Annotated in this window: 9 protein-coding genes; 5 read left to right on the forward strand and 4 right to left on the reverse strand. The window is 59.6% G+C overall.

The annotated features are described in order from the left end of the window. Positions 1 to 99: 99 nt before the first annotated feature. The 5 genes from ACI77D_RS25935 (at position 100) to ACI77D_RS25955 (ending at position 6,667) form a co-directional block, all read left to right on the forward strand. Positions 100 to 3,597, forward strand: a complete 3,498-nt coding sequence (locus tag ACI77D_RS25935) for a response regulator (protein WP_407017753.1) — start codon at positions 100 to 102, stop codon at positions 3,595 to 3,597. Continuing rightward, positions 3,598 to 4,428, forward strand: coding sequence for a protein-glutamate O-methyltransferase CheR (locus ACI77D_RS25940; RefSeq protein WP_208604435.1), 831 nt, complete (start codon positions 3,598 to 3,600; stop codon positions 4,426 to 4,428). Beyond that, positions 4,425 to 5,024, forward strand: a complete 600-nt coding sequence (locus tag ACI77D_RS25945) for a chemotaxis protein CheB (protein WP_407017754.1) — start codon at positions 4,425 to 4,427, stop codon at positions 5,022 to 5,024. The genes ACI77D_RS25940 and ACI77D_RS25945 overlap by 4 nt, the downstream gene beginning before the upstream one ends. Then, positions 5,018 to 6,211: a hybrid sensor histidine kinase/response regulator gene (locus ACI77D_RS25950; RefSeq protein WP_221294811.1), complete on the forward strand. Its 1,194-nt coding sequence runs from the start codon at positions 5,018 to 5,020 to the stop codon at positions 6,209 to 6,211. The genes ACI77D_RS25945 and ACI77D_RS25950 overlap by 7 nt, the downstream gene beginning before the upstream one ends. 78 nt (positions 6,212 to 6,289) lie before the next feature. Next, positions 6,290 to 6,667, forward strand: coding sequence for a response regulator (locus tag ACI77D_RS25955; RefSeq protein ID WP_003217591.1), 378 nt, complete (start codon positions 6,290 to 6,292; stop codon positions 6,665 to 6,667). A gap of 25 nt (positions 6,668 to 6,692) precedes the next feature. Here the strand turns inward: ACI77D_RS25955 and ACI77D_RS25960 are convergent, their stop codons facing one another. From ACI77D_RS25960 to ACI77D_RS25975, 4 genes are all read right to left on the reverse strand, one after another. Beyond that, positions 6,693 to 8,363 carry an ATP-binding protein gene (locus ACI77D_RS25960; RefSeq protein WP_221294810.1) on the reverse strand — a complete coding sequence of 557 codons (1,671 nt, stop codon included), beginning with the start codon at positions 8,361 to 8,363 and terminating at the stop codon, positions 6,693 to 6,695. Beyond that, a complete protein-coding gene (locus tag ACI77D_RS25965) occupies positions 8,360 to 9,862 on the reverse strand; it encodes an ATPase domain-containing protein (protein WP_221294809.1) in 1,503 nt (500 codons plus the stop codon). Before ACI77D_RS25965 ends, ACI77D_RS25960 begins: the two co-directional genes overlap by 4 nt. A 143-nt stretch (positions 9,863 to 10,005) precedes the next feature. Then, on the reverse strand, positions 10,006 to 11,064 hold the full coding sequence (locus ACI77D_RS25970) for a HEAT repeat domain-containing protein (protein WP_064452488.1): 1,059 nt from the start codon (positions 11,062 to 11,064) through the stop codon (positions 10,006 to 10,008). 76 nt (positions 11,065 to 11,140) lie between these two features. Continuing rightward, on the reverse strand, positions 11,141 to 12,034 hold the full coding sequence (locus ACI77D_RS25975; RefSeq protein ID WP_064452487.1) for a bestrophin family protein: 894 nt from the start codon (positions 12,032 to 12,034) through the stop codon (positions 11,141 to 11,143). Between the last annotated feature and the right edge of the window lie 13 nt (positions 12,035 to 12,047).

Consider the following 12,047-nt stretch of genomic DNA (forward strand, 5'->3'; position numbering starts at 1 on the left):
GTGAGTAGGCTATTGCTTCAAATCCACGCAGAAACGTAGCCCTTGGCCCTGGTATTCGGGCAAACTCCCTCTTTTTCCGCACTTGGCCAAGGCATGCCCATGACTCCCGCTTCGTCTGTCGATGAAAAGAGCTTCCGTAAACTCCTGAGCCGAAACGTGGCCTTGCCTCTGGGCGTGGGCGTGCTCAGCGCGGCTTTTTTTGTCGTTTTGATCACCTATCTGTTGTCGGTGATCCAGTGGGTGGAGCACACCGATCGGGTCATCAATAACCTCAATGAGTCGTCCAAATTGACGGTTGACCTGAAAACCGGCTTGCGGGGTTTCCTGATTACCGGCGATGAGCATTTCCTCGACCCGTATGAAGTGGCAAAGCCGCGCATCATTGGCGATTTACGTAATCTGCAGGAGCTGGTTGCGGATAACCCGCAACAAGTGGATCGCCTTAAACGCCTGGAGTCGATGCAGGCCGAGTGGAACAAGTACGCCCAATCGATGATCGACCTGCAGCGCCAGAGCGGGGATTACCGCGGGGCGGTCAAGTCCGGCCGGGGCAAGAGCCTGACCGACGCCATTCGCCAGGAATATGCAGATGCGGTGGATATGGAGCAGCAGTTCCGTGTCACCCGCAACGCAGATGTCACCCGCACAACAGTGGTCAGCGTGAGCCTGTACCTGGCCTTTGTGCTCGGCCTAAGCGGTTTTTTGGCGTACAGCGGCAGAAAGAATTTAGTATCCCTATCAGATAGTTACAGCGCAAACCTCGCGTCACAACAGAAGATCGCCCGGCGCCTGGAACAGCAGGCTTGGTTACGCAACGGTCAAACCGAGCTGGCCGAACAAGTGCTGGGGCAACTCAGCGTGAATTTGCTGGGGCGCAACATCCTGCATTTCTTCGCCCAGTACATGGGCTCGGTCGTGGCTGCGCTGTATGTGCGTGAAGAGCACGGCGGCCTCAGACGTGTTGCCACGTATGGCTTCTCCCGTGAACAGGAGCAGCAGGAACAGTCGATCTACAGTGACGAGGGCATCGTTGGGCAGGCCGCCCAGCTTGATCGCCTGATTCGCCTGGACGATGTGCCGGTGGATTACTTCAAGGTCAGTTCGGGCCTGGGCGAAGGCTCAACCCGCAGTGTGCTGGTGATGCCGACCAGCGACGACGACCGTGTCAACGGTGTCATCGAACTGGGCTTCCTGCGCCCGCTGGAAGAGCGTGATGTCGAATTGCTGGAATTGATTGCCGGCAATATTGGCACGTCCATCGAAGCTGCCCGTTATCGCCAGCGCCTGCAAGAAGTGCTGGCCGAGACCCAGCAACTCAACGAAGAGCTGCAAGTGCAGCAGGAAGAGCTCAAGACCGCCAACGAAGAGCTGGAAGAGCAGTCGCGCATTCTCAAGGAATCCCAGGCTCACCTGGAAACCCAGCAGGCCGAGCTTGAGCAGACCAACGAGCAGTTGGCCGCGCAGACGCAAACCCTGGCCGAGCAGCGCGATGCCATGGACCGCAAAAACGTCGAGCTGAACCGCGCCCAGATCGAACTGGAAGACCGCGCAGATGAATTGCAGCGCTCCAGCAAGTACAAGTCCGAGTTCCTCGCCAACATGTCCCATGAGTTGCGCACACCGCTGAACAGCTCGCTGATTCTGGCCAAGCTGCTGGCGGAGAACCCTCAGGAAAACCTCAGCGCAGAACAAGTCAAGTTCGCCGAATCCATCTATTCGGCCGGTAATGACTTGCTTAACCTGATCAACGACATCCTCGACATTTCCAAGGTAGAAGCCGGTAAACTGGAGGTGCGCCCGGAAAACTCCAGCGTCGCGCGGCTGGTCGATGGCTTGCGTGTCATGTTCGAGCCGCTGACCGCCGACCGCAAGCTGGGCTTCCAGGTTGAGGTACAGGCAGACTCACCGACGATGCTGTTTACCGACCGCCAGCGTCTGGAGCAGATCCTCAAGAACCTGCTGTCCAACGCCGTCAAGTTCACTGAGCAAGGTGAGGTCAGCCTCTCGGTGTCTCGTGCCGGGGAGGGCGGCATTGCCTTTACCGTGCGGGACTCAGGGATCGGCATTGCGCCGGACCAGCAGGAAAGCATCTTCGAGGCGTTCCGTCAGGCGGATGGCACGACCAACCGCCGTTACGGCGGGACCGGCCTGGGCTTGTCGATCTCGCGTGACCTCGCGACGTTGCTCGGCGGCTATATCAGCGTGACCAGCGAGCCGGGCAAGGGCAGCGTGTTTACCCTGGTGTTGCCGGAGCAGTACGTGGAACACGCGCAGAACGACGCGCCGATCGAGCCGCCACGCCAAGTCGTCGCAGCGCCTGCACCGAAGCCTGTTGTGGTCTCTGCGCTGCCGATTGCCGACGCACAACAGATCCCGCGTTTTGCCGATGATCGCGACAAGGCACCGTTCACCACCCGTTGTATTCTGGTGGTGGAAGACGAACCCAATTTTGCGCGCATCCTGTTCGATCTCGCCCACGAGCTGGGCTACAACTGCCTGGTCGCCCATGGCGCGGACGAAGGCTACAGCCTGGCCGAGGAGTTCATCCCCGACGCCATCCTGTTGGACATGCGCCTGCCCGACCATTCCGGGCTGACCGTGCTGCAACGCCTCAAGGAACACGCCAATACCCGCCACATTCCGGTGCATGTGATCTCTGTGGAAGATCGCGTCGAGGCCGCGATGCACATGGGCGCCATCGGGTATGCGGTCAAACCGACCACCCGCGAAGAGCTCAAGGATGTGTTTGCGCGTCTGGAAGCCAAATTGACCCAGAAGGTCAAACGCGTACTGCTGGTGGAAGACGATGACCTGCAACGCGACAGCATTGCCCGCTTGATCGGCGACGATGACATTGAAATCACCGATGTAGGCTACGCCCAGGCCGCTCTGGACCTGCTGCGCACGAATATTTACGACTGCATGATCATAGACCTCAAACTGCCGGACATGCTCGGCAATGAGCTGCTCAAGCGCATGGCGACCGAAGACATCTGCTCGTTCCCGCCGGTAATCGTCTACACCGGGCGCAACCTGACCCGTGACGAAGAGGCGGAGCTGCGCAAGTATTCGCGCTCGATCATCATCAAAGGCGCGCGCTCACCTGAACGCTTGCTGGACGAAGTGACACTCTTTCTGCACAAAGTCGAATCCCAGCTGTCCCATGACCGCCAGAAGATGCTCAAGACCGCCCGCAGCCGCGACAAGGTCTTTGAAGGTCGCAAGATCCTGTTGGTGGACGACGATGTGCGTAACATCTTCGCCCTGACCAGTGCCCTGGAGCACAAGGGCGCCGTGGTGGTGATCGGGCGTAACGGCCGTGAGGCGATCGACAAACTCAATGAAGTTGACGACGTGGACCTGGTGTTGATGGACATGATGATGCCGGAAATGGACGGTTACGAGGCTACCACCTTGATCCGCCAGGACCCGCGCTGGAAAAAGCTGCCAATCATTGCAGTGACGGCCAAGGCCATGAAAGACGATCAGGAACGTTGTCTCGCGGCGGGCTCGAACGACTACCTGGCCAAGCCGATCGACCTGGACCGTTTGTTCTCGCTGATTCGCGTATGGCTACCGAAGATGGAACGCATTTAAGTGGAGCGAAGTTTTTTGGATAAAAGCAGCGATATTGAGCTGCGCCTGCTGATCGAGGCGATTTACCTCAAGTACAGCTATGACTTTCGCGACTACTCGGGTGCGTCAGTCAAGAGACGTGTGGCCCACGCCTTACACCAGTTTGGCTGCGCCACTATTTCCGCGCTGCAGGAGCGCGTGCTGCACGACCCCGCCGCGTTCATGCAGTTGCTGCAATTTCTGACGATCCCGGTGAGCGAGATGTTTCGCGACCCGTCGCACTTCCTGGCGATCCGCCAGGAGGTGGTGCCGTTGCTCAAGACCTACCCGTCGATCAAGATCTGGATCGCCGGTTGCAGCACGGGGGAGGAGGTGTACTCCATGGCCATCCTGCTGCGCGAAGAAGGCTTGCTGGAGCGCACGATCATCTATGCCACGGATATCAATCCGGCATCGCTGGAAAAAGCCAAGCAAGGCATCTTCTCCCTGGAGAATGTGCGGGCCTACACCGCCAACTATCAGCAGGCCGGCGGGCAGCGTTCATTTGCCGATTACTACACGGCAGCCTACGATTATGCGATCTTCGACAAGACACTGCGCGAGAACGTCACCTTTGCCGATCACAGCTTGGCAACCGACAGTGTATTCTCAGAAACTCAATTAATTTCATGCCGCAACGTGCTGATTTATTTCAATAAAAAATTACAGGATCGAGCGTTCGGGTTGTTTCATGAGTCGCTGTGCCATCGCGGTTTTCTGGTGCTGGGCAGCAAGGAAACCCTGGATTTTTCCGCTTACAGCAAGCAGTTCGAACCCTTGGTCAAGCAGGAACGGATCTACCGAAAATCATGAGCGACGCCGCAACCAACCCGATCAGCGGGATTGAAGCCATCGTCGTCGGCGCTTCCGCCGGCGGTGTCGAGGCGTTGCTGAGTATTTTTGGCACGTTGCCCGGTACCTTCAGTGTGCCGATCATTGCTGTATTGCACCTGCCGGATGAGCGCCGTAGCCAGTTGGCCGAAGTCTTTGCACGGCGCCTGCGCATCCCGGTGCAAGAAGCACGAGACAAGGAAGTGATAGTGGCGGGCACCTTGTATTTTGCCGGGCCCGGCTATCACCTGTCGGTGGAAAACGATCGCAGCCTGTCCCTGAGCCAGGAAGACCGCGTACACCATTCCCGACCCGCGATCGATTATTTGTTTGCGTCCGCTGCCGATGCCTATGGCACCGGTTTGATGGCGGTTCTGCTGACGGGCGCCAACCATGATGGCGCGCGCGGCCTTGCCCACGTCAAACAATCGGGTGGCACCACCGTCGTACAAGAACCCACAGAAGCACGCATCGCCGTGATGCCCCTGGCGGCCCTGGCCTTGCATACACCTGATCATATTCTAACGTTGAGCCAGATTGGCTCACTGCTGGCTTCCCTGGAACCTTCCCCATGTTAAGTACTGTCCAGGCCAAACTGCTGATCGTCGATGATCTGCCGGAAAACCTGCTGGCCCTCGAGGCGCTGATCAAGCGCGAGGATCGCCAGGTCTTCAAGGCATTGAGCGCCGACGAGGCCTTGTCACTGTTGCTGGAGCACGAGTTCGCCATGGCGATTCTCGATGTGCAGATGCCCGGCATGAACGGTTTCGAGCTGGCCGAACTGATGCGCGGCACTGAAAAAACCAAGAATATCCCGATTGTGTTCGTCAGCGCTGCCGGCCGTGAACTCAACTATGCCTTCAAAGGCTATGAAAGCGGTGCCGTGGACTTCTTGCACAAACCGCTGGATATCCATGCGGTCAAGAGCAAGGTCAATGTGTTCGTAGACCTGTATCGCCAGAGCAAGGCCATGAAACTGCAGGTGGAAGCCCTGGAGCGCAGTCGCCGTGAGCAGGAACTGTTGCTGACGCGCCTGCAGGCCACCCAGTCCGAGCTGGAGCAGGCGGTGCGCATGCGTGACGACTTCATGTCAATCGTCGCCCACGAAGTGCGTACGCCGCTTAACGGGCTGATCCTGGAGACCCAGCTGCGCAAGATGCACCTGGCGCGTGATAACGCCGCTGCGTTTACGCTGGACAAGATGCACGCTATGGTCGACCGCGATGAGCGCCAGATCCAGAGCCTGATTCGCCTGATCGAGGACATGCTCGACGTGTCGCGCATCCGCACCGGCAAGCTGTCGATTCGCCCGGCGCGTTTCGACCTGACCCAACTGGTGCGTAACCTGGTGCAGAACTTCGCGCCGCAGGTGGCCGCGGCGGGCTCGACCATGGACCTGGAGGCCGAAGAGGGCGTCGTGGGCAATTGGGATGAGTTTCGCATTGAACAGGTGGTGACCAACCTGCTCACCAACGCGTTGCGCTACGGGGCCAAGAGCCCTGTGTATGTGCGGGTGTATACCTCACACGGTGAGGCGCGCGTCGAGGTGCGTGACCGTGGCATTGGTATCAGCGAAGACAACCAGAAGCGTATTTTCCAGCAATTCGAGCGTGTCTCTGCCAGCCATGTAGCGGCAGGCCTGGGCTTGGGGTTGTTTATCTCCGAGCAGATCGTGACCGCCCATGGCGGCGCCATCGAGGTCGAAAGCCGCATAGGCGAGGGCGCCTTGTTTCGGGTGTGCCTGCCTCTTGAGGCGTCGGTATGAAATCAATCGTCACCTCGACGCAACCTCTGCGTGACCCCATGGTCGTACTTGCAGCAATTGACCGGACAAAGGCTTCCCATGAGTGAAGATGCACAAGATGTCGTACTGATCGTCGAAGACGACGAATCCATTATGTTCGTGCTGGGTGAATACCTGGCCGGCCTGGGCTACCGGGTATTGAAGGCGATCGATGGGGAGCAGGCCTTTGAAATCCTTGCGACCAAGCCGCACCTGGACCTGATGGTGACGGACTACCGTTTGCCGGGTGGCATTTCCGGCGTGCAGATCGCCGAGCCGGCGATCAAGTTGCGACCGGAACTGAAAGTCATTTTTATCAGCGGCTATCCGCAGGAGATTCTCGACTGCAACAGCCCGATCACGCGCAACGCGCCGATCCTGGCCAAGCCTTTTGACCTGGACACGTTGCAAGAGCATATCCAGCGTTTGCTGGCCTGAAACACGCCAGGGCTGCCATGCAGCCCTATTGCTTGATCATCTCCCGCACCTTTTCCGTCAGTAGGTCAAACGTGAACGGTTTGGTGATCAGTTGCATGCCCGGGTCCAGGAAGCCACCTCGCACGGCTGCATGCTCGGCATAGCCGGTGATAAACAGCACTTTCAGCTCCGGGCGCAGTTGCCGCCCGATTTCCGCCAGTTGCCGCCCGTTCATGCCGGGCAGTCCGACATCGCTGATCAACAGGTCAATGCGCTGGTCAGACTCAATGATCGGTACGGCGGTGTTGGCGTCACCTGCTTCCACAAAGGCATACCCCAATTCCGTGAGTACGGCGCTGACCAGCACACGCACGGCGGGGTCGTCTTCGACGATCAATACCGTCTCGCCAGGATTGGCAAACGGCAACAGCGCCGGGTTAACGGCGGCGGCCGTCACCGGCTCACCGATAAAGCGTGGAAGGAACAGACTGACGGTCGTGCCCTTGCCAACTTCACTGTGGATGATCACATGGCCGTGGGATTGCCGCGCAAAGCCATAGATCATCGACAGGCCGAGGCCCGTTCCCTGGCCAATCGGCTTGGTGGTGAAGAAGGGGTCGAAGACGCGACCAATCAGGCTCTCAGGGATACCGCAACCGGTGTCACTCACGCTCAGTTCGACATAATCGCCTGGCATCAACGTGCCGTAGGCGGCGGTGAACACACTGTCGAGGTGGCGGTTGGTGGTCTCCACGATAAGGCTGCCGCCGTTGGGCATGGCATCGCGCGCGTTGATCACCAGGTTGAGCAGGGCACTTTCCAGTTGGTTGGGGTCGGCTTCGGCGGTCCACAGCGCCTCGGTCAGGCGCATATCCAGGCTAATGCTTTCGTTGATGCTGCGCTGCAGCAGTTCGCCCATGGAGGCGACCAACTGGTTGATCTCCACGGGCTTGGGATCGAGGGATTGGCGACGGGAGAACGCCAGCAGCCGATGGGTCAGGCCGGCGGCGCGGTTGGCGGAGGTGACACCCAGGTCGATCAGGCTGTCCAGATCATCCAGCTTCCCGCGCGAAACGCGCCTGCGCAGCAGTTCCAGGCTGCCGATGATCCCGGTGAGCATGTTGTTGAAGTCATGGGCGATGCCGCCTGTCAGCTGTCCCACAGCTTCCATTTTTTGCGACTGACGCAGCGCTTCTTCGTTGCTGCGCAACTGCGCCGTGCGCTCTTCGACCTGCTGCTCAAGGGTCTCGAGGGTACGTTGCAGGCGCAGTTCACTCTCGCTCAAGTCGATCAGGCGGTCACGCGCGTCATATTGCCGACGCCGACCGCGCAGGGCCGCGCTCACCAGGCTGATCAGGGTCACGGGATGGAAGGGCCGCTCCAGGAAGGTCACGTTGCCCAGCAGCCCGCTCAGATGGGATGAGCCATTCTGTTCGCTGCCACCATGGTGGGTCATCAGTACGATGGGCAGGTCTGACCAGGCCGGTTGTTCATGCAGGTATTCCAGCAGCGGTTCCAAATCGACACCGCGCAGGGCTTCAGCGGCAATCAACAGCATACCGGCGCCTTGCTCCAGGGCCTCGCAGAGTGCCGTCAGGTTGCCGGCAATCATGCCGCTGTAGCCGGCTTCGTTGAGCATCTTCAGCGCCAGAGAGCTGTCACGGCCCAATGGCGCGAGGATGATTGCGCGTTCGGAGATGGGGGAAAGACCGGTCACACGCCGTCTTCCTTGAGCAGCGGGGAACCGGCGCCCATATAAGTCGGGATGCCGCGCAGTACGCCTTGGAAATTGTCGAGGGGTTCGCCAATAGTCAGGCCACGCGCGCTGATTCGATACTCGCGAATGGTCGACTCATGGGCGCCGGTGCGTTTCTTGATAATCGAAATGGCCCGGCGAACTTTGCCGAGCGCTTCGAAGTAACGCAGCAGAATCACGGTGTCGGCCAGATAGGTGATGTCCACGGGCGCCTGCATATCGCCGACCAGCCCGTGCTGGGCCACCGTCATGAAGGTCGCGGCGCCCCGGCGGTTGAGGTACAGCAGCAGCTCGTGCATATGCAAAATCAGTGAGTTTTCTTCCGGCATTGCGGCCTGGTAGCCGTTGATACTGTCGATCACCACGGTTTTGATCCCGCGCTCGTCGACGCAGCGCCGCACGCGGTGCGAAAACTCGCCAGGAGAAAGCTCGGCTGCGTCCACCTGTTCGATCAGCAGGTTGCCCGTGGCTTGCAGGGCGGCGAGGTCGATGCCCATGTTGTTCATGCGCTCGAACAACAAGCCCAGCTCTTCGTCGAAAATAAACAACGCGGCTTTCTCGCCACGGGCCACGGCGGCTGCGGCAAAGATCATCGAGATCAGGGATTTGCCGGTACCGGCAGGGCCGAGGATCAAGGTGCTGGAGCCGGTCTCGACCCCGCCGCCCATCAAGGCATCCATTTCGCGGATGCCACTGCTCAGGGTCTCACGCACGTAACCACCACGGTGCTCGGCCGCCACCAGGCGAGGGAATACGTGGATGCCGTCGGCCATGATGGTGAAGTCATGAAACCCGCCGCGGTATTTCTGGCCACGGTATTTCACAATCCGCACGCGACGGCGCTCGGCGCCGTAGGTGGGCGTCAATTCTTCCAGGCGAATCACCCCGTGGGCCACGCTGTGTACGGTCTTGTCCAGGGATTCGGTGGTCAGGTCGTCCAGCAACAGCACCGTGGCGTTGTAGCGCACGAAGTAGTGCTTGATCGCCAGGATCTGCCGGCGATAGCGCAGCGAGCTTTGCGCGAGCAGACGGATTTCCGAGAGGCTGTCGATGACCACCCGCGACGGTTTGACCCGTTCCACCTCTTCAAAAATCTGTCGAGTGGCTTCCCCCAGTTCCAGGTCGGAGGAATACAGCAAGCTTTGTTGGTGATCGGCGTCGAGCAGGCTTTCCGGCGGGGTCAGTTCGAAGATATGGATATTGTCATCCAGGTCCCAGCCATGGGATTCGGCGCCTTGGCGCAACTCCCGTTCGGTTTCGGACAGGGTGATGTACAAGGATCGTTCACCGTTCTTTGCGCCGTCCTGCAGAAAGTGCAGCGCTACGGTGGTTTTACCGGTGCCGGGTTCGCCTTCCAGCAGGAACAGGTGGCTGCGCGAAAGCCCGCCGGAAAGAATGTCGTCAAGACCTTCGATGCCGGTGGCCGCCTTTTCACTGAACAGCTCTTTGGATGTAGACAAGAAGTGCCCTCGGGTCACGTACAAGTAGAGGAGCGCACCGCCTTGGGCGCGCCATATTTACTTGACCGTAGTGGTCCGTGGCGGTTCAACGTTTTGCACAATTTGTACAAGCCTGGCTAAGGCTTACATCTTTTTAGCGCGGGCTACAGGCCTTGCTGCAGGGCGGGATCATCCGGATTTTGTTGCTCAAGTTGGGCGAGTAACACCTGGACGTTCTGCAACTGGCCGCTCTCTTTCCAGTAATTGACCAGCAACACCCGTGCCTTGCGATTGGCCGGGTGGCGCTGAATGATTTCTTCCAGCTGACGCTGGGCCGCTTCCAATTCCTCCTGGGCGTGCAGGGTGGTGGCGAGGTCGTAGCGGTAATCTTGATTGTCCGGTTCAAGCTCTACCGCTTTGGACAAACCGAGCAGGGCATACGGCCGTTCGCCGTGGTGCAAGAGCCACATGCCCAGAGCATGCTGCAAGTAAGCCGACTCGGGATGGGCCGCCAATTGGCGTGCCAGCAACTGACGCGACTCATCGGTTTTGCCTTGTTTGTCCAGTAGCTCGATTTGTGCGACCACGGCCTGCAGATTGTCCGGCTGCAAGCGCATGGCCTGCTCCAGTGCGTTTTGCGCCTCCGGCAGCAAGGCACTGTGGATGTACAGGCGCGCCAGTTGAATCCAGCCTTCAGCCGTTTCGGGCTCGCCCTTGAGCTTTTTCACGAACTCATCCAGCACCTGCTGCAAGGGCCCGAAATACAAACCCAGGGTGTCCGGCGATAGGCCGAGCAAGGCATTCGCGGCGGCAAAGCGCACGTCTTGTTCAGGGTCATCCAGCACAGGGCCGAGCAACAACGTGCGTTGGCCGCTGGGTACCAGGCCGACAATGCTGTGAATGGCCGCCTCGCGGACCAATGGAGACTCGTCGGCCAGGTCTTTATCGGCCAGTTTCAGCGCTTGTGGGCTGGGGTAATTGGGCAGTTCGGCGTGCAACGCAGCGCGACGCTGGGGAGTCAGGTCCGGCCGGCCGAGCTGTTGATACAGCACGCGCGCGGCCCCTGGCTCGCCGTTATGCGCCTGCTTCAAGGCTTTGGAATAGCCGTGGGCAATCGCCGGCGGCACGGCCACTGGACTGGAGCGGGAGAAAAACCAAGTGACCAACACAAGCAACAACAGGGCGCACAGGCCGATGATGGAGTAACGGCGTGACTTTGACATGCAGGCGTCCAAAAGCTGGGGCAGCTATCGCAAAGCCATCAGCTTCGGTCAGACCACGGCGAGTGTCAAACCCGCGTCAGTTCAGCACGTATTCAACCGGCTCCAGCGCCGGTGGCAGGTCGGATTCGCCGAGGGCGGCGAGCAACTCGCGCTCCAGGGTGCGTACGATCGCATTGCACGGCAAGTCGTTTTCGTCAAAACCGAACGGGTCCTCCAGGTCGTCGCCGATTTCATCCAGGCCAAAGAAGGTGTAGCTCACGATGGCGGTGAACAGCGGCGTCAGCCAGCCCAATGGCTCGGCCATGGCGAACGGCAGAAGAATGCAGAACAGGTAGATGGTGCGGTGCAGCAGCAGCGTGTAGGGGAAGGGCAGCGGCGTGCTTTTGATGCGCTCACACGACGCTTGCACCTGGCTCAGGCTGACCAGCCGGGTTTCGAGCTGGGTGTAGCGCCATTCGCTGATCACGCCCCGTTCTGCCAGCAGCGAAAATCGCGCGCCCAGTTGTTGCAATACCCTATCGGGCAGGTTGGGGTGCGCCTGCTCGACGCTGATCCAGGGCTTGATGGCCCGGGCCTCATCTTCATGACGCAAGCGCGCGATCAAACCATGGGCAAAGCCGCACAGACCGCGCAACACGCCCGCGCGCTCAGCCGGATCAGCCAGCACCTGGGTTTCGCGAATCAGCGAGCGCACCTCAATGATCATTTGGCCAAGTTGCTTGCGGCCTTCCCACCAGCGGTCGTAGCAGGCGTTGTTGCGAAAACTCATGAAGATCGACAACGACAGCCCGAGCAACGTGAAGGGCGTGGCGTTGACCTTGGAGAAATAGGCCGGGTGCAGGGTTTCCACCAACACGATCACTGAGGCCAGTAACGTGACCAGCAGGCTGCGCAAGGCGATGCGCTTGGCAATCGAGCCCTTGAGGGAAAACAGGATGCCCAGCAGGTTGGGTTTGGGGCGAACGATCATGGAAGGCTTCTGT

The sequence above is a fragment of the Pseudomonas sp. O39 genome (assembly GCF_045447295.1).
GTDB lineage: Bacteria > Pseudomonadota > Gammaproteobacteria > Pseudomonadales > Pseudomonadaceae > Aquipseudomonas > Aquipseudomonas antarctica_A.